Annotated in this window: 18 protein-coding genes and 2 tRNA genes; 12 read left to right on the forward strand and 8 right to left on the reverse strand. The window is 68.6% G+C overall.

Features of this window, described 5'->3' with window-relative positions; all coding sequences use genetic code 11:
* Positions 1–63 precede the first annotated feature (63 nt).
* Both ACQPXM_RS12730 and ACQPXM_RS12735 read right to left on the reverse strand, forming a co-directional pair.
* Positions 64–1,728 (reverse strand): ABC transporter ATP-binding protein, encoded by a 1,665-nt coding sequence (locus ACQPXM_RS12730; RefSeq protein ID WP_432948085.1) that lies wholly within the window; start codon positions 1,726–1,728, stop codon positions 64–66.
* Positions 1,729–2,044: 316 nt separating this feature from the next.
* On the reverse strand, positions 2,045–4,789 hold the full coding sequence (locus ACQPXM_RS12735; protein ID WP_432948087.1) for a hypothetical protein: 2,745 nt from the start codon (positions 4,787–4,789) through the stop codon (positions 2,045–2,047).
* A gap of 159 nt (positions 4,790–4,948) precedes the next feature.
* Here ACQPXM_RS12735 and ACQPXM_RS12740 point away from each other — a divergent pair, with 159 nt between their 5' ends.
* From ACQPXM_RS12740 to ACQPXM_RS12750, 3 genes are all read left to right on the forward strand, one after another.
* On the forward strand, positions 4,949–5,266 hold the full coding sequence (locus ACQPXM_RS12740; protein WP_432948089.1) for a hypothetical protein: 318 nt from the start codon (positions 4,949–4,951) through the stop codon (positions 5,264–5,266).
* Positions 5,267–5,348: 82 nt separating this feature from the next.
* A complete protein-coding gene (locus ACQPXM_RS12745) occupies positions 5,349–5,543 on the forward strand; it encodes an NUDIX hydrolase (RefSeq protein WP_432948091.1) in 195 nt (64 codons plus the stop codon).
* Between the two features lie 217 nt (positions 5,544–5,760).
* The gene (locus tag ACQPXM_RS12750) at positions 5,761–6,276 is read left to right on the forward strand and encodes an NUDIX hydrolase (RefSeq protein WP_432948093.1); all 516 of its coding nucleotides are present in this window, start codon (positions 5,761–5,763) and stop codon (positions 6,274–6,276) included.
* 241 nt (positions 6,277–6,517) lie between these two features.
* Here ACQPXM_RS12750 and ACQPXM_RS12755 read toward each other — a convergent pair whose 3' ends face one another.
* The gene (locus tag ACQPXM_RS12755; protein WP_432948094.1) at positions 6,518–6,814 is read right to left on the reverse strand and encodes a hypothetical protein; all 297 of its coding nucleotides are present in this window, start codon (positions 6,812–6,814) and stop codon (positions 6,518–6,520) included.
* A 64-nt stretch (positions 6,815–6,878) separates the two neighbouring features.
* Here ACQPXM_RS12755 and ACQPXM_RS12760 point away from each other — a divergent pair, with 64 nt between their 5' ends.
* Positions 6,879–7,175 carry a hypothetical protein gene (locus ACQPXM_RS12760; RefSeq protein WP_432948096.1) on the forward strand — a complete coding sequence of 99 codons (297 nt, stop codon included), beginning with the start codon at positions 6,879–6,881 and terminating at the stop codon, positions 7,173–7,175.
* 83 nt (positions 7,176–7,258) lie between these two features.
* Here the strand turns inward: ACQPXM_RS12760 and ACQPXM_RS12765 are convergent, their stop codons facing one another.
* Both ACQPXM_RS12765 and ACQPXM_RS12770 read right to left on the reverse strand, forming a co-directional pair.
* A complete protein-coding gene (locus tag ACQPXM_RS12765) occupies positions 7,259–7,480 on the reverse strand; it encodes a hypothetical protein (RefSeq protein ID WP_432948098.1) in 222 nt (73 codons plus the stop codon).
* Complete coding sequence (locus ACQPXM_RS12770) at positions 7,480–8,361, reverse strand: 2'-5' RNA ligase family protein (protein WP_432948100.1); 882 nt, start codon at positions 8,359–8,361, stop codon at positions 7,480–7,482. The genes ACQPXM_RS12765 and ACQPXM_RS12770 overlap by 1 nt, the downstream gene beginning before the upstream one ends.
* A gap of 190 nt (positions 8,362–8,551) precedes the next feature.
* On the opposite strand from ACQPXM_RS12770, the gene ACQPXM_RS12775 reads away from it, so the two are divergent.
* Positions 8,552–9,121: a hypothetical protein gene (locus ACQPXM_RS12775; RefSeq protein ID WP_432948102.1), complete on the forward strand. Its 570-nt coding sequence runs from the start codon at positions 8,552–8,554 to the stop codon at positions 9,119–9,121.
* A 936-nt stretch (positions 9,122–10,057) separates the two neighbouring features.
* The gene (locus tag ACQPXM_RS12780) at positions 10,058–10,810 is read left to right on the forward strand and encodes a tyrosine-type recombinase/integrase (protein ID WP_432948103.1); all 753 of its coding nucleotides are present in this window, start codon (positions 10,058–10,060) and stop codon (positions 10,808–10,810) included.
* A 93-nt stretch (positions 10,811–10,903) separates the two neighbouring features.
* On the opposite strand, the gene ACQPXM_RS12785 is transcribed toward ACQPXM_RS12780, so the two are convergent.
* Positions 10,904–10,974, reverse strand: a tRNA-Gly gene (locus ACQPXM_RS12785).
* Between the two features lie 158 nt (positions 10,975–11,132).
* Between ACQPXM_RS12785 and ACQPXM_RS12790 the strand changes: the two genes are divergently transcribed.
* Positions 11,133–11,205: transfer RNA gene (locus tag ACQPXM_RS12790), tRNA-Pro, on the forward strand.
* Between the two features lie 75 nt (positions 11,206–11,280).
* Positions 11,281–12,678, forward strand: a complete 1,398-nt coding sequence (gene tig, locus ACQPXM_RS12795; protein WP_432948105.1) for a trigger factor — start codon at positions 11,281–11,283, stop codon at positions 12,676–12,678.
* An 83-nt stretch (positions 12,679–12,761) separates the two neighbouring features.
* Here the strand turns inward: tig and ACQPXM_RS12800 are convergent, their stop codons facing one another.
* The gene (locus tag ACQPXM_RS12800) at positions 12,762–13,748 is read right to left on the reverse strand and encodes an aldo/keto reductase (RefSeq protein WP_432948107.1); all 987 of its coding nucleotides are present in this window, start codon (positions 13,746–13,748) and stop codon (positions 12,762–12,764) included.
* Between the two features lie 202 nt (positions 13,749–13,950).
* Here ACQPXM_RS12800 and ACQPXM_RS12805 point away from each other — a divergent pair, with 202 nt between their 5' ends.
* The 4 genes from ACQPXM_RS12805 (at position 13,951) to ACQPXM_RS12820 (ending at position 18,681) form a co-directional block, all read left to right on the forward strand.
* The gene (locus tag ACQPXM_RS12805; RefSeq protein ID WP_344167505.1) at positions 13,951–14,574 is read left to right on the forward strand and encodes a ClpP family protease; all 624 of its coding nucleotides are present in this window, start codon (positions 13,951–13,953) and stop codon (positions 14,572–14,574) included.
* Between the two features lie 33 nt (positions 14,575–14,607).
* Complete coding sequence (locus tag ACQPXM_RS12810; RefSeq protein ID WP_432948109.1) at positions 14,608–15,219, forward strand: ATP-dependent Clp protease proteolytic subunit; 612 nt, start codon at positions 14,608–14,610, stop codon at positions 15,217–15,219.
* A gap of 234 nt (positions 15,220–15,453) precedes the next feature.
* Complete coding sequence (gene clpX, locus ACQPXM_RS12815) at positions 15,454–16,749, forward strand: ATP-dependent Clp protease ATP-binding subunit ClpX (RefSeq protein WP_077012986.1); 1,296 nt, start codon at positions 15,454–15,456, stop codon at positions 16,747–16,749.
* Between the two features lie 147 nt (positions 16,750–16,896).
* On the forward strand, positions 16,897–18,681 hold the full coding sequence (locus ACQPXM_RS12820; RefSeq protein WP_432948111.1) for an alpha/beta hydrolase: 1,785 nt from the start codon (positions 16,897–16,899) through the stop codon (positions 18,679–18,681).
* Positions 18,682–18,743: 62 nt separating this feature from the next.
* Here ACQPXM_RS12820 and ACQPXM_RS12825 read toward each other — a convergent pair whose 3' ends face one another.
* On the reverse strand, positions 18,744–19,244 hold the full coding sequence (locus tag ACQPXM_RS12825; RefSeq protein WP_432948113.1) for a hypothetical protein: 501 nt from the start codon (positions 19,242–19,244) through the stop codon (positions 18,744–18,746).
* Positions 19,245–19,592: the final 348 nt, after the last annotated feature.

The raw sequence follows: 19,592 nt of genomic DNA on the forward strand, positions 1-19,592 counted from the left end.
GGGAAGGCCGGGAGTTGAGCCGCATGCCCCCCCGTGCCGGAGGCGCGGCAATGTGCACAGCGCTCATGCGTGCACCTCCTCTTCCTCGGCCGCGAGCAGTTGCCGGTACGCCGGTACGGTCGCCAACAGTTCCGCGTGCGTTCCGACGTGGGTGATCGTGCCGCCCTCCAGCAGCGCGACCTGGTCGGCCAGCATTACGGTCGACGCCCGGTGCGCCACCACGATGCCGGTGGTCGCGGAGAGCACGTTGCGCAGCGCCTCCTCGACCAGGGCCTCGGTGTGTACGTCCAGCGCGGACAGGGTGTCGTCGAGCACCAGTACGGCGGGCTTGGCGAGCACCGCCCGCGCCAGTGCGAGTCGTTGCCGCTGGCCACCGGACAGCGACATGCCCTGCTCGCCGACCCGGGTGTCCAGGCCCCAGGGCAGGTCGTTGGCGAAGGTCGCCTGCGCGATCTCCAGGGCCTGCTGGACGTCGGCGTCACTGGCGTCCGGCCGGCCGAGCGTGATGTTCTCCCGGACCGACATCGAGAACAGCGTCGGGTCGTCGAAGGCCGACGCGACCGCGCTGCGCAGCGAGTTCAGGTCGAGATCCCGGACGTCGTGCCCGTCGATGGTGATCCGGCCACCGGTCACGTCGTACAGGCGGGGGACCAGCGCGGTGAGCGTGGTCTTGCCCGACCCGGTGGCGCCGACCAGGGCCAGCGTCGTACCGGGCGCGAGATCGAGGTTGATGTCGTGCAGCACGTCGGCCGACTCCGGCGAGAACCGGAAGCTGACGTTCTCGAAGCGCAGGTGACCGCGCGGGTTCACCAGCTGCTCCGGGCCGGACTCGATCGACGACTTGGTGTCGAGGATCTCGCTGATCCGGTCCGCCGACGTCATCGCCTCCTGCGCCATCGCCAGGATCGTGCCGAGCGACTCGACCGGCCAGATCAGCGACAGCATCAGCGTGATGAACGCGACCAGCGTGCCCAGGGTGATCGACTCCCGGCCGACCGCGAGCGCGCCGAGCAGCAGCACGATCACGAGCGTCAGGTTCGGAATCACTTCCAGGAAGGTCCAGAACCGCGACGCCAGCCGGACCTTCTCCACCGAGGTGCCGTAGAGCTTGACCGCGCCGTCGTCGAACTGCTTCTTCACGTGCTCGCGCCGGCCGAACGCCTTGATCACCCGGAAACCGAGCGCGGACTCCTCGATCCGGGTGGCCAGGTCGCCCTGCTGGTCCTGGACCCGGCGCGAGATGGCCAGGTACTTCTTCTCGAACTTCAGCGAGACCACGATGATCGGTACGGCGGCGATCAGCACGACCACGCCCAGCGGCCAGTACAGCCGCAGCAGCAGGATCGTGACGACCACCAGTTGCAGGATGTTGATCACCAGGAACAGCAGGCCGAAGCCCATGAACCGGCGGATCGTCGACAGGTCGACGGTCACCCGGGACAGCAGCTGACCGCTCTGCCAGCGGTTGTGGAACTCCATCGGCAGGGACTGCAGCCGGACGTACAGGTCGTGCCGCAGGGTCGCCTCGAGATCGCTGACCGCGCGGGACTGGGCCCAGCGGCGCATCCAGACCAGCAGGACCTCGCCGATACTGAGCCCGAGGGCGAGAAAGGCGAGCGGGACCAGCAGGTCGAGCTCGCGGCGGGTGACCGGGCCGTCGATGATGGCCCGGGTGACGAGGGGAACGCTCAGGCTGACGCCGACACCGAGAATGGCCGTGGAGAACATGATCGCCAGGCGCTTGCGGTGTGGCCGGAGGTAGGGCCTCAGCCGCCACAGGTTTCGGCTGCGGGCGGGGGCTCGGGTGGTAGGGGCTGCGATCGACGGCGCGTGGGCAGGTTGCTCTGAGGGCATCTGGAGGGGCGCACTTCCCAACATGCTAGGCAGCGAATGGGTTGCGACCGGAAAACGGCGCGATTTCCAGTATCACCCAGTGCTCAGCGCTTGTCCCCGGAATTCCATTCCTCGGTGATGTAACTGCTGCTTCCTGCAATGACCGGGCCCCGCCGCCGCGCGTGACGGGGCTCACAGTCATTACGCTTCGTTATGGCGAGACCCGGAGAAACGCGATCGCGTCGACGGCCGCCGGGGCCGCCGAGGTGGAAACGATCCGGACCTCGCCGGTCCGGTACGGCGTGACCGGCAGGTACGTGATCTTCCGGGTCGGGGTCGCGGCCGCCAGCGAGACCGAGGCGATCTTGACGCCCGCGTGGTACACGTCCACCGAGCCCTGGCCGGGCCCGTTCAGCGTGACCAGGACGATCCGGACGCCCGCCTCGCCGGTCTTGGTCAGGGCCGCGCCCTGGGCGTTCAGCGTCGAGGTCGTGCCCTGGAAGGCTTGGGTGTTGCTGCCGCGGGTGACCGTGCCGGTCGAGGTCAGCGCCCGATCGTCCTGCGGGTAGACAGAGCAGGTCTGCGGCGACCAGGCCGACACGTTGCCGATGACGTCGCGGGCCCGGACCATGAAGCAGCGCTCCGAGCCGGCGTTCGCGCCCCAGGCGACCGAGGTGTCCTGCAGCGCCTGCCAGGCCGCCGGGTAGACCCAGGCGCCGAGCGGCTGGCCGGGCGCGGCGCCGCGGTAGGCGACGTCGTACGCGACGGGCTCGAGGTTGTCGGTGAAGGAGTAGCGGTACGTCTGCGCGGGGGTCAGGACCACCCGGTCGCCGGGCCGGCTGCTCACGTGGGTCGGCGCGGTGCCGTCGGTCTCGCTGCAGTACGACGCGCTCCATGCGCTCACGTTCAGCGCCTTGTCCCGGGAGCGGACCTGCCAGCAGGTGTCGACACCGGGATTGGCGGTCAGGCTGACCTCGGTGATCCCGATGCCCTGCCAGCCGGCGATCTCCTGCCAGGCGCCGTACGGCGAGGTCGGGGTCGGGCGCTGCTGGAACCGGACGTCGTAGTTGAGGAGGCCGGTCGCCGGTTCGTACGGGTCGTCGGCCGGGTCGGTGAAGGACCAGTTGAACGTCGCGGTGGTGAAGTCGCGGATCCGGTCGCCGGCGCTCGCGGTGGTGAGCACCGGGGGAGTCTGGTCGGTCCGGTGCTGCGGGTCGGGTTTCAGCCAGCTGAGCGTGATGACGCGCGGGCGGGCGTCCGGGGCGGCGTACACGATCTTGGGTGCGCCGGAGCCGTCGGCGCGGAACGTTGCCTGCTGCAACCGTCCGAGCGCTGGGCCGTAGCGGCGCTGGCCGAGGGCCGGGTCGTTGAGGTCGGTGACGAGGAGTTCCTTGGTGGAGTCGGTGCCGTCGACCAGTTCTACGACGAAACCGTTGCCGAGCTGGGCGTTCGCCGCGACGGTGAGACTGCGCGGGGGCTCCGGGCCGGTCACGTCGATGACCTGGTTGCCGCCGGCGCAGCCCGTGAGCAGGGCCCAGCGGCCGTTGACCGCGTTCGGGCCGACGGTGCAGCCGCTCGCGACGGTGATCGTCTTGCTGGTGCCGACGGTGACGTCCTGGCCTTGGAGTACGCCCGGCTCGGTGACCTTCCAGGTGGTGCTGCCGTTCAGTGCGAACGGCGGGGTGAGGTCGGCCACCTTCGCCTTGGTGGCGACGTCGAAGATCTCGCCGTTGTGCGCGACGAGTTGGCCGCCTTTGCCGAGCACGACGTCGTCGGCGGCGGGGAAGGTCAGCTCGCCGACCCGTGCTGTTTCGGCATCGAAGGAGAGCAGGTTGGGTCCTTCGAGCTGGAACGGTTTGCCGGCGTTGCTTCCGCCGGTCGCCGTCCAGGTGGTGCCGTTGTCGGTGGTCTCGTGCAGAGTGTGCGCGGGCTGCGGGTCGGAGGTGACCAGACGGCTGCCCGACAGGCCGACGTACTGGACCTGGGCCGCGAAGGGCGGGGTCGCCTCGACGGTTTGCAGTACGCCGTCGGTGCCGACCGAGGCGATCTTGCTCTGGGCGCTGACCAGGAGCCGACCGGTGGTGAGATCGGCGGCGTCGTGCACGCCGGTGACGAACGGGCGGGTGACCGTGCCTGCGCCGGTGACCTTGACCAGCTCGCTGCCGATCCGGACTGCGACGTCGTCACCGAGCGGGAGGATCGGTTCGCCGTACGGGACCTGAATGGTGCCGGTGGTCGGGGTGGTGCGCTGCTTCCAGGCGAGCGATCTCGCGGTCGCCGTCGCCGCGGTCTGCCAGATCACGCGATTCGGCGTGAGCTGGGCCCAGGCGGGGTTGGCGGTCAGGGTGGTCACGGCGGTCGCCGCTCCGCTCGCGATGTCGATCACCGCGATCCGGCCCGACATCCCGACCAGCAACGCGCTGTCGGAGCTGTCCAGGATCGAGGGTGCTCCGGCAGCGCCGGTGACGACCTTCTCGGTGTTGCCGACCGCTCGCAGGTAGATCGTCGACCCGCGACGGATCAGCAGGCCGCCGGAGTAAACGCCCTGGTACACGGCGTCCGCGGGCACGTTCACCTGGCTGGTCGCGTCGCTCACGAGATCGCGGAAGGTGACCACGCCCGAGCCGATCTGCACGGCGTACTTGCCGAGCAGCGTCGGCGCGGCGTCCGGCTGTGCGGGCGACCTGCCGATCGTTCTCGCGGTCGCGCCGGTGGAGGTGCTCTGGACGTCCCACGGCTCGGGCGAGCGGTCGTCGGGCTGCTCGTACGACGTCACGTAGTACTGGCTCGTGACTGCCCGCAGCTTGTACGCCGGGTCGGCAACCGATCTGCCGCCCACGGCCTGCCCCTCGCCCAGATGCGGCGGCGGCTCAGCAGCCATCACCTGACCGGCACCGACCGGCAGCAGAACCATGGCAATCCCGAGCGCGACCGCCCGTGCGCGGACCTTGATCACCGAAACCCCCTCGACGGTGCGCGACCGTCTTCCCCACGTCGAAGGGGTGGACGTTAATCGGTTTCCGAGCGAGACGGAAGGCGTGGTCCGGGCATCGGACGGGGGCTCGCGGGTCGGTTTGCGGGAGGGTCGAAGCCTCTGGTGGCGCATACTCGGCCGGTGATGCTCCGCTGCGAAGCCGTCCGCTGGGTTGGCGACGATCCGTTTCCTGGGCTGGTGGAGGTCGCCTTCACCGATGCCGACGGGATGCGACACGTGCTGGTCGACAAGCGGCCCGTCTTCGGCGGCGCCGACGGGCTCGGAGCAGGTACAGCGTACCCGGTGGCGGTGGGGCTCGATTGCGAGGTGTTGCTGGTCGAGGGGGAGGCGGTCGTGATCACCACCGAACGCCCGTGGGGCGTCGAGGGCGCCGACGGACGCACGGAATTCCGGGTCGGAGGGGACCAGCTCGTGAATATCGTTGCCCCTAGCAAATGATTCCTAGATCTTGTGCGCCTCATGATCACCGCCTGGCCGGTCTTTCCGCTTGGTAGACCTCGCCGCACGTACTGTCGCTCGCATGAAGCAGTACGTCGGTGTCGTCGTCCGCTACGGCGACCGGATCGCCCTTGTGCGCGAGCAGTACGCGACGTGGGATCGTGAGCACTGGAATCTGCCGAGCGGTGCCGTCGAACCGGGCGAGACTCCGCGGGCCGGGGCTGTCCGGGAGGTGTTGGAAGAGACCGGCCACCGGTGCGGCCTTCGCCCCCAATGATCCTGACGGGTCGGTCCTCGAGGTCCGCTGGTTCGACCTGTCCGAGGCCGTCGCGCTCGTGGGCGCAGTCCCGTTTCCACCCCTCAGCGTCCCGGCCGTCGCTTACCTCACCGAGCCGAACCCGGCCGCCTGGACCTTCAACCTCACTGGCAACACGTGGACCTGGCGGCTCGCCGCCTCTGCTTGACATCACCAGCTCCGCTGTCAGATTGGCCCGATGAAGCTCCTCTCGTCAGGCCGCCTCCCGGGCCTCGACCTGCCGCACCGCAGCGACCTCGTGGCCTCGACCGAGCTTCCGCCGTACGAGCTGATCAGTACGGCGTTCGTCCTGATCTTCGATCGCTCGTCCCGCCTCCTCCTCCGGTACGCCGACCTGCCGACCCGCGGCGGCTGGGACCTCCCCGGCGGCCACGTCGAACTAGGCGAGACGCCGACCGCAGCCGCCATCCGAGAGGTCGACGAAGAATCCGGCTGGCCTCTCCGAGAGTCCGACCTCACCGTCCTCGGCTGGAACCGATTCTCGCTCGAAGCGCCGAAACCCTCAGGCTTCCGCTACCCGTATCCGGTCGGTTACCTGGCCTACTTCGTCGCCCGTCTCACAACCGACGGGCAACCCACAACTCCGGCCGCCGACTCTGAATGCTCGCTCGCCGACTGGCTGACGCCAGCCGAAGTTCGCACCCGCTGTGCGGACCGCCGCTGGCTTCCGCTCCTCGATCACCAGCCAGAATGACGCGCTGACCCACAGCGCACCCCAGGCCGCCGTCTTCTTCGCGGAGGTCAGCCGATTTCTGGACCTCGGTGACAGCGACGGCTACCCACCACCGCTCAATGCAGACGGCCGGCCTTCGGGTCGAGCGAGGCGTGCGGACGGCGGATCGTCGTACGAGTGCCCGCGTACGCCGGCCTCCTGCCCGAGGGCCATCACCCTGGACCCCCGCGACGCATCGACGCCGGACAGATCCTCGCAATCCTCACCCGCTGATCCGCCAGTCGAGCGAAGCCCCTTCCGGCACTCGCTCCCATTCACCCCAACCGTCATGGTCCCCCTGCCGCCGCAGCACCGCCGCCTGGTTCTCGGCCAGCGCATCCCACGCCGCGAGCGGCTCGACCCGCACCGGCCGGCCCTCGTTCCGAATCTGCTTCTTGTGCAACCCGGCATCCCGAAGCCGCCTGTACGCAGCCTGGCGCCCCTCCGCCACCACAGCGACCTCGGACTCCCACCAGTCCGACTCGATGTCCTCGACCGCGAAGACGAACACGTCCACCATGACGCCGAGTGTCGCACCGCGCGGAGCAACGCAACAGCCAGCTAGATCCTCCATACTGACGCCCATGAACTGGCCAGAAGGAAACAAGGGCCGGACTCTGGCCGGCACCTACCTGATCGCCTTCGTGGCGATGGTGATCGGCCTCGTCTGGACGCTCTACAACCAGGCGACCGGCGGCGGTGGCGCGCAGTTGGCCGTCGGAATCGCCCTGTTCGTCGTCGCGCAGGTGGTTATCACAGCCATTGCCTTCGGACTGCGAAACGCTCTCCCGGGCAAGACTGACCTCGGGTACCAGCAAGCCTGGCATCGCTTGACGCTCGGCCGCGAACTGGCGACGGCAGCGCGGCTGCTCAGGGCCTGAGATCGGTACGCCGGCCTGCGCGCCTAAGCCAGCTTCTGAGTGCCCGACGATCACCGGTCAGCGCACCCGAACGCACCGGAACTTCACGGCCAGATCCAGTTGATCACCGTCCAGAGGCCGGTCGCCGCCAGGCCGGCGACCGCGACGTACGGCAGGGCCAGACCGACATCGACCACACGATCTCGGGCGGTCCGCTCCCGGATCGTGAGTGGGGTGAGCGGGGCGAGGGGCTCGGAGAACCACTGCGCGGCGTGCTCCTGCGAGCAGAAGTCAGGGCTGGCGTACCCGCCATCGCGCTCGACCATCACCTCGAGCCAGTCCGGCGCGGGCTGCCCGGGTTCGTAGCGGAGCCGGCAGACGTCGCAGCGCGTGTACCCCTCGTGGTCGACCACGGGCTAAGGATGACCGTCAGCTCGGAACCGAGCAACGAGGATTCCTGTGACTCCCGGGCGTGGTGACGATCAGAGTCGAACCCGCTCAGCCAGGGTTCAAGCGACCGAGGGCGAGGGGCAACGAGGGCGGGGAGCCACCCGGAGTGGCCGAGTGGCACGGCTTCGACGGTCTGCCACTCGTACATGCGGTTGTCGCGGTGCATCTCGATGAGCGACACGGCGTTGATGGTGAGGTCAACGGGGTCGGCTGTGACGCGGTTGATCGCGTCGAGCGCTGCAATCGCCGGCTGAGGGGTGCTGACGTAGGCAAGGCTGATGTGCGGTTGATACCCGCCGGCGCTGTCCGGTACCTCGCCTGGGCCGAGCGCGTCGGCGATTGCGGCTCGTACGGCGTACCGCACCTCCTGGACGGGCTCCACCGGGTCGGGCGTCAGCGCGATCGCCTCGGGCCGGATGACCGGTTGCTGGAACCGCACCTTGACCGGCTCCACCTCCGCAAGCCGGGAGCGGGCTGCCTCCAGGAGCGCGTCGACCTGGGCTGTCGACAGGTCCTCGACGAAGCCGACACCTTGCATGGTCAGGTGCAGCCACTGCTGCGGGATCAGGTCGAGCCCCGGCACGGTGGACAGCTCGACCTGGTAGTGGGCGGCGAGCCTGTGGATCGGGGCCGGGTCCTCGAACGTGTTGATGTGCCAGGCGTAGAACCGCGTGCCGACCTTCCACCCCGGCCGCCACCACCAGTGGTCGGTGAGCTGCTCGGCGTGCCGGAAGGTCCATTCGTGGGGAGACGTCATCTCGAAGGTCCGATCGCGCGTGAGGGGCCGCACAAGTGAAAGGCCCGGGGCCGGAAATCTTGCCTCTGACCTGGGACTTTACGCATCGGGCGGGCGACGAGAATCGACCTCGCGCAGGTTGAAAGCGCGACCGACCGGCTGCCCTGATGCCGTCTTCGGGCCTGGAACTCCTGCCCGCAAGGACCCTTGAGTGACCGCCGAAGACCAGACGGACGGCACGAGGCCGATCGCGTCCTGCGAGCCTGGGGCTGAGGCGAGGTGCTACCGGCATGATGTGTCGATGACTGAGGGCAGCTCACACACACGGGACCCGATCTCCACGCGTCTCGGGTTGTTCCTCGACGACCTTAGGAGTGAGCTCGGCGACGCCGCCTCGATCGTGGTCGAGGCTCGCGATGGCTGGCGTACCTTCGACCTCCGGCCGACGCGAGAGGGTGCGCTGGACGTCTTCTGGACGGACTTCTACCTGCTGGGCGACGGATCGCCTGGCGATGCGCTTCAGGTCGAGGCCGGCCATCAGGGCGGTCGGTGGGAGCTCGGCCGCGACCAAGATGACCTGTTGCTGCTGATCGACCTCGTGCGGTCGGTAGTCGCTGGTCGCGTGATCGAGGTGTTCGGACCGGCACGGTCACGTGTCGAGGTGACTTTGTCTGACGGAACCAGGAAGGTCGAGATCGGGGCGCGGGCTCCGGTGGGATGCTTGCCCGTCCCGGGGTGGATGCGGTTCGGTCGGCGAGTGAAGTACGCGCCGTATCGCTGAGGCCTGGTGCCCGTCCCGCAGGGTACGTGGAGGGCACACCGCCCGAACCCGGCCTGAGCATGACGAAGGCCCTGGCCTCAGAATTTCTCTGGCCGGGGCCTTCGCCTGTGGAGCGGGTGACGAGAATCGAACTCGCGTAGCCAGTTTGGAAGTGCGGCCGATCGCCCGCCCGGACGGTGGCTCCACGCCTGAAACATGCCCCCGCAGGTCCCCGTGAGTGACCACCACTGACCACCGCTTAGGGCACGCAGAGGGCACGAGTCACCAGAACGAGAACCAGCGACCTACGAAGCCAAATGTCCAGCGCGCGGCGTCTGATAGCCCCCTCCTCAGACTGCGACGAACTAGCGCGACGATCAGGGCCAGACACCCGAACGCCCCCGCGACCAAGGTCAGTAGAGCGGCTGCCGTGTCCATATCCGCTGTGATTGCGGCGACAAAGAGAAGTACGCCGAATAGCGCCAGGCCCACGGCCACATCGCCTCTGTCGGGTCCGAGGTCCAGCCGATTCCCGGTCGATTCGTCTGACACGCTCCCAAGTATGCGGGTGAGTATCGAGGCGAAAGCGTGCCAGCCCGCCACACCTGCCCCCCGATAGCTGCCAAACCCAGGCCAGCGCGGCGCATGTCAAGAGTCGGCTTGCCGATCCCGTAGGGACGCCTCTGGCGCTCTTGATGTGGGTCGTGGTGGCCGTACGATCGAGCGGCCGGGGGGACGGGGCTAACCGGCGGTCAGACGCCAGGCGCGTCGGTCATTGGCAGTTGGGATCGCGTGGACGGGGAAGCGTCCTGCTCGTTGGGCCCGGCGAGGACGGCGCCCTGGCGCAGCCCGCAGTCCGGGCCCGCGCGCCGAAGGCGCGCGCTTGATCCATAAGAGCTGCTGACCTCGGGCCGGTCGGAGGATGCCACCGCCAAGGCGTACCGCCTGGTCCGCTCTGTGCTGTTCACGGCGGTCGACGATGACCTGATTCGTCGGAACCCGTGCCGGATCAAGGGCGCTGACAAGGCGCGCCGGGCTGAACGGTCGGTGGCCACTGTCAAGCAGGTGTACGCGCTGGCCGATCTCCTGGGGGAACGGTGGCGTGCGTTCATCCTGACGGCGGCTTTCACCGGCATCCGCTGGGGTGAGCTGATCGCACTACGGCGGTCAGACGTCGATCTGGACGCGCGGGTGATCCGGGTCCCTCGGGCGTTCGCTGAGCTGGGGGGTGGTCGCCTGGTCGTCATACCGCCGAAGTCGGAAGCGAGTGAGCGTGGGGTGACCATGCCCGATGTGCTCGTCGGTGAGCTGACCGTGCACCTGGACAAGTTCGTCGGCTCGGACGATGCCGCTCTGGTGTTCGTGGGGGAGCGGGGCGGCACGCCGAAACGAGGTAGCTGGCGAACCACGGTCAAATGGACGAGCCGGGTAGCGGAGGCGGGTCTCCCAAAGGGCTTCACGTTCCATGACCTGCGCCACACCGGTAACCACCTGGCTTCGGTGAGTGGCGCTTCGACGCGGGAGCTGATGCAGCGCATGGGGCACTCCACGATGCGGGCCGCGCTCATCTACCAGCACGCCACGGACGAGCGTGCTCGGGAGATCGCCGACCGGTTGAACGAGGTAGTCGAGCGGCAGACCAAGGCTGGCGAAGGGGGCACGCCTGGCGACGAGGACGGGGCTGCCGGTGTGCTGGTGCCGAGCACTTAGGGCACGTGGAGGGCACGCCAACGGAAACCGGCCTCTGCACGACGAAGGCCCCTAGCCTCAGAATCCCTGTGGCTGGGGGCCTCTCGCCGTCTGAGCGGGTGACGAGAATCGAACTCGCGTAGCCAGTTTGGAAGACTGGGGCTCTACCATTGAGCTACACCCGCGGGCGCCGCTGAAAGGGCGGCGCTCGGACATGATTCCACATCCGGCTGGTGGGCTCAAAACGGGTTCCGTGAGCGGGGTGGAACGGGTCGGTAGAGTGGTTTGGACGGGGTGGGGGCGCGAGCATCGGTCTGCGTCCACTAGACTCGTTCGGTCACTGCGGGGCGTAGCGTAGTGGCTAGCGCGCCTGCTTTGGGAGCAGGAGACCGCAGGTTCGAGTCCTGTCGCCCCGACAAACCCCTGCAGTACCTGCGGTGTGGCCTGTCCGGGCGTGCCGCGATCGTCATCGACCAAGGAGAACCGCCACCGTGAAGAGCACCGTCGAGTCCTTGAGCCCGACCAAGGTCAAGCTCATCGTCGAGGTGCCGTTCGAGGAGCTCAAGCCGAGCCTCGACGCGGCGTACAAGAGCATCGGTCAGCAGATCGTCGTGCCGGGCTTCCGCAAGGGCAAGATCCCGCCGCAGGTCATCGACCAGCGGGTCGGTCGCGGCCCGGTGCTCGAAGAGGCGATCAACGACGCGCTGCCGAAGCTGTACTCGCAGGCCGTCCAGGACAACCAGGTCAAGGCGATCGGCCGGCCCGAGGTCGACGTGACCGAGTTCAACGACAAGGAGAGCCTGCAGTTCTCCGCCGAGGTCGAGGTCCGCCCGGAGATCGAGCTGCCGGACCTGACCGGTCTCGAGGCCAGCGTCGAGGACATCGCGATCTCCGACGAGGAGGTCGACGAGCAGATCGAGTCGCTGCGGCAGCGGTTCGGCTCGCTGAACCCGGTCGAGCGCCCGGTCGGCGACAACGACTACATCACCCTCGACCTGTCGGCCACCAAGGACGGCGAGAAGATCGAGGAGGCGCAGGCCACCGGCCTGTCGTACCAGGTCGGCAGCGGTCAGCTGCTCGACGGCCTGGACGAGGCCGTGCTCGGCCTGAACGCCGGTGAGTCCACGACCTTCGTCACCCAGCTGGTCGGCGGCGCGCTCAAGGGCGAGGACGTCGACGTCGAGGTGACCGTGACGGCGGTCAAGGAGCAGGAGCTGCCGGAGTTCGACGACGACTTCGCCCAGACCGCGTCGGAGTTCGACACCGCGGAGGAGCTGAAGGCCGACGTCCGGGCCCGCCTGGAGCGCGGCAAGCGGCTCGAGCAGGCCGGCGACGCGCGCGACGCCGTGCTGGAGAAGATCCTGACCCTGGTCGACGTGCCGGTGCCGGACGGTCTGCTGACCGACGAGGTCGCCGCCCGCCGGGAGAACCTCGACCAGCAGCTCGGCTACTCCGGGATGACCTTCGAGCAGTTCCTCGAGGGCGAGGAGCAGACGCAGGAAGAGTTCGACGAGGACCTGAAGAAGCGTTCCGCGGACGCGATCAAGGCCCAGTTCGTGCTCGACCTGGTCGCCGAGCAGCAGGGTCTGAGCGTCAACGACCAGGAGCTGACCGAGCACATCGTCCGGCACGCGCAGCGTTCCGGCGTCAGCCCGGACCAGTTCGCCCAGCACGCCGTCGAGAACAACCTGGTGCCGAGCCTGGTGTCCGAGGTCGTCCGCGGCAAGGCGCTGGCCTACCTGGTCGAGAACGCGAAGGTCACCGACGCCTCCGGCAACGAGGTCGAGCTGAAGACGCTGCTCCCTGACGGCTCGTACGCCGACCCGGAGGCCGCCGAGGCCGAGGCCGCCGCCGAGGAGACCCCTGCCGAGGAGCCCGCGAAGGCCTGACGCACCCGAAGCACTGCCGACGCCCCGGATCCCTGCGATCCGGGGCGTCGGTGCGTCCGCAGTACGTCGTACCGGCGTCGGGGTCAGCCGGCGTCGTCCAGTCGCTGCCGCTGCTCCGGACTCAGTTCCAGCTCGACAGCCCCAAGGCTCTCCTCGAGCTGCGCCACCGACGACGCGCCGACCAGCGGGATGATCGGCAGCTCCCCGCCCGTCAGCCACGCCAGCACCACCTGGTTGGCCGTCGCGCCCGTCTCCCGGACCACCTCGTCCAGCACAACGCGCCGCGCCCGCGTCCCCGCATGGTCGTACAGCTCGCCCAACGGCCGATCAGCGCGCACATACGCCCCGCTCAGCAGCGGCGTGTACGCCACCAAGGCCAGCCCCGGTTCAGCGCGCAGATAGCTCAGAAGTTGCCCATCGGTGACCCCGATGCTCCCGTCCCGCGAGCGCAGTCCCGCCTGGTCGGTCCGCGCCCGGAAATACGTGTGGTGATGCTGCAGCACCTCGCAACCAGGCAGACCCAACCGAGCAGCGATCGTCCTGGCGCGCTCGATCTGCCAAGCCCAATGGTTGCTCAATCCAACCAATCCGACCGTGCCCTCAGCGGCCAGCGTGCCGAACGCCTCCACCTGATCCTCCAGCGGCACCGCGGGGTCGGGAACGTGCGCGTAGTACACGTCGATCCGGTCGCGGCCCAGGTTCTCCAGGCTGCGTTCCACCGACTCCTTGATCACTGTCGGTGCCAGCCCCTCGAGGTCCTCGGTGAGCTGCTTGGCCGGTCGCGGCGGTCGTCCGCCGACCTTGGTCGCGATCGTGAGCTCGTCGCCCAGGCCGCGGCTGCGCAGCCAGCGGCCGAGTAGTTGCTCGCTCTCGCCGCCCTGGGTGCCGTTGACCCAGAACGCGTAGTTGTTCGCGGTGTCGACGAACGTGCCTCCCGCCTCGACGTACCGGTCGAGGATCGCGTACGACGTGGGCTCGTCAGTGGTCGTGCCCATCAGCATCGCGCCCAGCGCGAGTTGGCTCACCCGGCGGCTGCGGGCCGGGTCGGTTCCCAGTGTCAGATAGCGCATGCCGTCAGCAGACCGCCTAGACCTCGCTCTAGGTCAACCCCCGCACGCACCGCGACAGCCCGCGTACGCCGTACTGACGGACCGCGGCGACCGCATACCGGCGTACCGGCACGGATTCGCTCAGGGCAGACGAGGTGCGCCGTGAGCGAACACCTGCCCACCGGCCTTAGCTCTGTCGCCGTCGCCCAGTAATGTCGGCTTCGTGAACGAGACATTTGCAGCCAGCCCCACCGCCGCGGGCGGCAACGGATCCGGCGGACTCGACGACCACATCTACCAGCGCCTGCTCAGCAACCGGATCATCTTCCTGGGGTCCGAGGTTCGCGACGACAACGCGAACGCGATCTGCGCTCAGATGCTGCTCCTCAACGCCGAGGACCCCAACAAGGACATCTGGCTGTACATCAACTCGCCGGGTGGTTCGGTGGACTCCGGCATGGCGATCTACGACACCATGCAGTGGATCTCGAACGACGTCGCCACGGTCGGCATGGGCCTGGCCGCCTCGATGGGACAGTTCCTGCTCTGCGCCGGCGCGAAGAACAAGCGCTTCGCCCTGCCGCACGCGCGGATCATGATGCACCAGCCGTCCGGCGGCATGGGTGGTACGGCCTCCGACATCAAGATCCAGGCGCAGCAGTCGCTGCACATCAAGGCCCAGCTGTTCAAGCTGATCGCCGAGCACACCGGCCAGCCGCTGGAGCAGGTCGAGACCGACGCCGACCGGGACCGCTGGTTCACCGCGGACCAGGCCAAGGACTACGGCTTCATCGACCACGTCGTGGCCAGCGCCGCCCAGCTCACCAGCGGCAGCCCGAACTCCTGATCTCCCACTTCGTTCGTTAGGACTGGACACAGCATGAATTACTTCATCCCGCAGTGGGAGGAGCGCACGTCGTACGGCATGCGCCGGGTCGACCCCTACACCAAGCTGTTCGAGGAGCGCACGATCTTCCTCGGCACCCCGATCACCGACGAGATCGCGAACGCCGTGATGGCACAGCTGCTGTGCCTGGAGTCGATGGACGCCGATCGCGACATCAGCATCTACATCAACTCCCCGGGCGGCTCGTTCACGGCGCTGACCGCGATCTACGACACGATCCGCTACATCAAGTCCGACGTGCAGACGGTCTGCCTCGGCCAGGCGGCCTCGGCCGCGGCCGTGCTGCTCGCCGCCGGTACGCCGGGTAAGCGGATGGCCCTTCCGAACAGCCGGATCATCATCCACCAGCCGGCCACCGAGGGCACCTACGGGCAGTCCAGCGACATCGAGATCCAGGCCAACGAGATCCTGCGCCTGCGCTCGCTGCTGGAGAAGATGCTCGCCGACGCCAGCGGCAAGGACATCGAAGAGGTCTCCCGCGACATCGAGCGGGACAAGTTCCTGACCGCCGAGCAGGCGGTGGAGTACGGCCTGATCGACTCCGTCCTGGAGTCGCGCAAGGCCCCGGTGCCGATCGGCGCCTGACCCGGTCGTGGCCCGCCGACGGCCCCGGTGTGCGCACCGGGGCCGCGGTGCGGCCGTAAGATCCGGCGGACGGCTCGTCAAGGGCCTCCCGTTCGCCACAGGCGTACTCGCGACGCTGTGGACAGGGCAGCGGTTCGGCCCGGGGCGGGGTACCGTCGGAACAAGGTCCGAGACGGCGAACAGTTCCAGGGTCGCTCGGCCGGCCTCAGCTAGTGAGAGAAGGGATCTGTCCCGGTGGCACGCATAGGTGACGGCGGCGACCTGCTCAAGTGCTCGTTCTGCGGGAAGAGCCAGAAGCAGGTCAAGAAGCTCATCGCCGGTCCCGGCGTCTACATCTGCGACGAATGCATCGATCTCTGCAACGAGATCATCGAGGAGGAGCTGAACGAGGGCTCCGAGGTCGGTCTGACGGAGCTGCCCAAGCCCCGTGAGATCTACGACTTCCTCAACGCGTACGTCGTCGGACAAGACGTTGCCAAGAAGGCGCTGGCGGTTGCGGTCTACAACCATTACAAGCGCGTCCGCGACGGCCAGGGCAGCGCGACTGCCGGCCGGCACGCGAAGGACGAGGCCGTCGAGCTGGCCAAGTCGAACATCCTGCTGATCGGCCCGACCGGCTGCGGCAAGACCTACCTGGCCCAGACGCTCGCCCGGATGCTGAACGTTCCGTTCGCCATCGCGGACGCGACCGCGCTGACCGAGGCCGGGTACGTCGGCGAGGACGTCGAGAACATCCTGCTGAAGCTGATCCAGGCGGCCGACTACGACGTCAAGAAGGCCGAGACCGGGATCATCTACATCGACGAGGTCGACAAGATCGCCCGCAAGAGTGAGAACCCGTCGATCACCCGCGACGTCTCTGGTGAGGGCGTCCAGCAGGCGTTGCTGAAGATCCTGGAAGGTACGACGGCCTCGGTGCCGCCGCAGGGTGGACGCAAGCACCCGCACCAGGAGTTCATCCAGATCGACACCACCAACGTGCTGTTCATCGTCGGTGGCGCGTTCGCCGGCCTGGAGCACATGGTCGAGCAGCGGGTCGGCAAGAAGACCCTCGGCTTCAGCATGAGCAACGAGGCCGAGGCGCCGCGCGAAGCCGGTGGCTACGCCGACGTGATGCCCGAGGACCTGCTGAAGTTCGGGCTGATCCCCGAGTTCATCGGCCGGCTCCCGGTGATCACCACCGTCTCGCCGCTGGACCGCGACGCGCTGATCAAGATCCTGTCCGAGCCGAAGAACGCGCTGGTCAAGCAGTACCGGCGGCTGTTCGAGATCGACAACGTCGAGCTGGAGTTCAGCGAGGACGCGGTCGAGGCGATCGCCGACCAGGCGCTGCTGCGCGGCACCGGTGCTCGCGGGCTGCGCGCGATCATGGAAGAAGTCCTGCTCAACGTGATGTACGAGGTGCCGAGCCGCGAGGACGTCGCCAAGGTCGTCGTCACCGGCGAGGTCGTGCTGGAGAACGTCAACCCGACGCTGATCCCGCGCGACCAGATCGAGCGCAAGCGCGAACGGCGCGAGAAGACCGCCTGAGCTGGGGTTGTTCGTTGGGCCGGAGGCCGGTGTCCGCTGCGAGGCGGACACCGGCCTCAGTCTTTTGGTGGACGCGTGCTGAGGGCCGTGTTGCCTAGCGTCGTGGTGAGGGTGCCGCTCGCACCCGTCCACCAGTGAGGGAGAACCGTGCGAAGAACCACGAGGACCACTCTGACTCTGGCAGTTGCCACCGCCCTGGCCGTCCCGGCGGCGTTCGCGCCTGTCGCCGGCGCGGCGACCACGTCGTCGTCCGGCAGCCAGGCCTCCTCCGGCTTGCAGGCCTCCTCGGGTCTGCAGGCTTCGTCCAACGCGCAGCTCTCGTCCGGTCCGCGGGCCTCGTCGGGCTCGGCGGCCGACAAGGCGCTGGTACGGCGCGAAGCCGCGAAGGCCGCGCGCGTCGCCGTACCGAAGATCGCGTGGAAGAGTTGCGGGGCCGCTCCGGCGCTGGCCAAGTTCCAGTGCGCGTCGGTCGATGTGCCGACCGACTACGACCGGCCGCGGGGCGCCACCACCACGATCGCGTTGACCCGGCTGCCGGCCGGCAATCCGGCTGAGCGGATCGGGACGCTGTTCACCAACCCGGGTGGGCCCGGTGGACCCGGTGTCGGCTTCGTCCAGCAGTTCGCCGGGATCGCGTACTCGCCCGAGGTACGGGCCAAGTTCGACATCCTCGGCTTCGACCCGCGGGGCGTCGGGCTGTCCGACCCGGTGACCTGCTTCCCGACCGCCGCCGAGGAGAACGCCGCGTTCGCCGGGATCGAGCCGTTCCCGATCACCCCGGCCGAGACCTCGGCGTACACGCGGGTGATGCTTCGTGCCGCCGTCGGCTGCATGACGACGTCGCCGGACCGGCTGACGCACTACTCGACCGCGAACGTTGCCCGGGACATGGATCTGCTGCGGCGCGCGGTCGGCGACAAGTCGCTGAGTTACGCCGGCTACTCGTACGGCACGTATCTCGGCGCGACGTACGCCAAGCTCTTCCCGGGCAACGTGCGCGCGCTGGTGCTGGACGGGACGCTGTCGCCGGAGTGGTACTCCGGCTCGGACGGTGATCGGCGGCCGGTTGGCGTACGGCTTCGGCAGGGCGAGGGATCGGCCGACACGTTCCAGCAATTCCTTGCCGAGTGCAAGCAAGCCGGCGCCGAGCGGTGCGCCCTGGCCGCGCAGGGTGATCCGGGCACGGTGGTGGAGAACTTGCTCCAGCGGCTGAAGACGCATCCGGTGGAGATCCCGCTGCCCGACGGGACCACGATGAAGATCACGTACCAGACCGCCGTTTTCCTGATCTTCCAGAGCCTCTATTCGCCGCTGGCCTGGACAGACCTGGCCACGACGCTCGCTGCGCTCAACGCTCCGTCCGCAGCTCGTGCGGCGAAGTCGACGGTCGCCGCGAAGGTGCTGAGCGAGTGGAACCGGCGTCAGGAGGAGTACAGCGGTCTCGGCTCCGCGTTGCAGCCGTGCATCGAGGCGCGCCATTCCGGCCGGCCGTTCGCGTACCCGCAGTTCGCCGCGGACGCGAACAAGCGGGCCCCGCACTTCGGCGCGCTGCGCGCGTGGGTCGGCCTGGCCTGTGAGTTCATGCCGGTCCGCGACACCGACGCGTTCCTCGGCCCGTGGAACCTGTCGGTCAAGTCGCCGGTCCTGGTCTTCGGCACCCGGCACGACCCCGCCACGCCGTACCAGGCGACCCGGCCGTACGCCGATTTGTACCCGGACGCGCGGATGGTCACGGTCGAGGGCTACGGCCACGGCACGATCGGGATCAGCTCGTGCGCGGACCAGAAGATCACCGACTACCTGGTCGGCTTGAAGGCTCCGGCCGACAACTCGACCTGTACGCAGGACTACAAGCCGTTCACGCCGCTGGCCAATTCCCGGGCGGCGGCCGCGAAGCCGGCGTTGGATCTCGCCGCTTTCGGTTCGTTCTGAGCGAAGCCGCCGGTCCCTTGCTCTTGCGCGAGGGACCGGCGGTTCTCTTTTTCGCAGCTGGTCTACTTCATGGCGGTGAACGCTTCGTCGGTCACTGGTCCGACGTCGTCGACACTCACCCCGTCGTTCGCGGCCTGCACGATGACGGTCAACGTGTTCGACCCGCGGTAGCACTGTGTCGGCAGCGTCTCGGTCGACGCCACGCAGGTCGACCCGCCGACCTTCCGCACCTGCTCCGGCTTCGCGCCCGAGTCGCTGATCGTCTTGTCGATGTCCACTTTCCCGCGCAACGCGATCACGACGTACATCCGCTCGCCGCCGAGATCCCCGTACGCCTCGACCGTCGCCTGCTTGCCGTCGTTGATCCGGCTCAACGCGTCGCGCGTCTGATCGAGCTTGAGCTGATCCCGCAGTTCGGGGTCGGTGATCCGGTCGAGACCGGCCAGCGACGGCGGGGGCGTGATGCCGCGAGCGGTGTTCAGCCGGCTCATCGGACCGAGCCCGCCGAAGTACCCGAGCAGGGCGAGGATCAGGAGAACGAGGACGACACCGCCGACGGTCAACCAGGGGTTGCGGCGCCAGTTGCGCTTGGGGGTGGAGGCGGGTGGTGGATTCTTGCCGTCGTTGGTATTCGCGGCTGTCGCGCCCGCTTCGGCGGTTCCGGTCGTGCCCGCTCCGGCGGTTCCGGTCGTGCTCGCTCCGGCGGTTCCGGTCGTGCCCGCTCCGGCGGTTCCGGTCGTGCCCGATCCGGCGGTACCGGCCGCGGTCGCTCCGGCGGTACCGGTCGGGCTCGCACCGGCGACGCCCGGCGCGCTCGCACCGGCGACACCGGTCGCGCTGCCGGTACCGGCCCCAGGCGTACCCGCTGCAGCCGTACCGCTTCCGGAGGCGCCGGTCGTGTCCGCACTGGA

Origin of the sequence: Kribbella sp. CA-253562, assembly GCF_050942265.1 — a bacterium.
Taxonomy (GTDB): domain Bacteria; phylum Actinomycetota; class Actinomycetes; order Propionibacteriales; family Kribbellaceae; genus Kribbella.